Here is a 1,260-nt window from a genome sequence, read left to right as displayed (position 1 = left end):
CCGTCAGTGCCCCGCGGGCGCGGCCACCGCGTCGGCGTCGGCGACTTTGGCCTTCGCGGCCATGACGGCGAAGGCGACGAGGATGAGGTAGCCGATGAGGGGGACGTAGAAGACGGGGTTGAGGCTGCCGGTCACGTCGGCGACCTGGCCGCCGATCAGGGGCAGGACGGCGCCGCCGACGATGGCGGTGCACAGCAGGCCGGAGGTGGCCGGGGCCGGGGCGCTGGAGCGTTCGAGCGTCAGGGTGAAGATGGTCGGGAACATGATGGAGTTGAAGAAGCCGACGGCGATGGCGGCGTAAGCCGCGGTCGTGCCGGAGGTCTGGGTGACGACCAGGCAGAGGATGGCGGCGATCGCGGTGTTGACCGCCAGCAGGACGCCGGCCTTGACGCGGGTCAGCAGGACGGCGCCGATGAAGCGTCCGACCATGGCCCCGCCCCAGTAGAGGCTGACCATGCGGCCGGCGTCGGCCTCGGGCAGGTTCAGGATCTCCGGGCGGTTCAGGAAGTTGGTCAGGAGGCCGCCGATGGTCACCTCCGAGCCGACGTAGACGAAGATGGCCAGGGCTCCCAGCAGCGCCCACTTCGACCGGAAGGCCTTGAGCGGCGAGGCCACGCCGGCGTCTCCGCCCGAGGCGGCCGCGGCGGCGTTGATCTTCCGGCGCGCCGAGAAGATGAACAGGGCCACGACCGCGAAGACCGCGCCCAGGCCGAGGAAGGCCAGGTCGATGCTGCGCAGCGAGTCCGCGCGCGTCGCCTCGGTGACCACGGCCCCGGCGGCGAAGACGCCCCCGGTCAGCAGCACGGTCGAGCCCAGCAGCGGGCCCAGCGTCGTGCCCAGCGAGTTGAAGAACTGCGAGAAGTTCAGCCGCGCATGCGAGCTCTTGCGCGAGCCCAGGGCCGCCACCAGCGGATTGGCCGCGACCTGCAGCAGGGTGACGCCCGAGGCGATGACGAACAGGCCCAGCAGCACCAGGGCGTACTGGTCCACGATCGTGGCGACCGGGATGATCAGGCAGCCCAGCACCATCACCGCCAGGGCCGAGATGATCGACCGGCCATATCCCAGCCGCGACAGCAGGGCGGCGGCCGGCACCGACACCACCGCATAGGCGATGAACCAGGCCGAGGCCGTCAGCGTCGCCTCGGCGAACGACAGGTCGAACACCTTCTTCACCGCCGCGATCAGCGGGTCGATCAGCGAGGTGGCGAACCCCCAGGCGAAGAACAGGGTGGTCACATAGGCGAAGGCCAGCCCCGT

The 1,260-nt window shown here is 70.6% G+C and carries 1 protein-coding gene; it reads right to left on the bottom strand.

The annotated features are described in order from the left end of the window. Nucleotides 1-3 precede the first annotated feature (3 nt). Nucleotides 4-1,260, bottom strand: a 1,257-nt coding sequence (locus tag EFJ44_RS13715) for a glucose/galactose MFS transporter (protein ID WP_206426927.1), incomplete at its 5' end; no start/stop codon positions are given.

Origin of the sequence: Brevundimonas fluminis (assembly GCF_003934285.1) — a bacterium.
Lineage (GTDB): Bacteria > Pseudomonadota > Alphaproteobacteria > Caulobacterales > Caulobacteraceae > Brevundimonas > Brevundimonas fluminis.
Note: the sequence above shows the minus strand (reverse complement) of the source record. Positions and strands in the feature narration are given on the sequence as shown.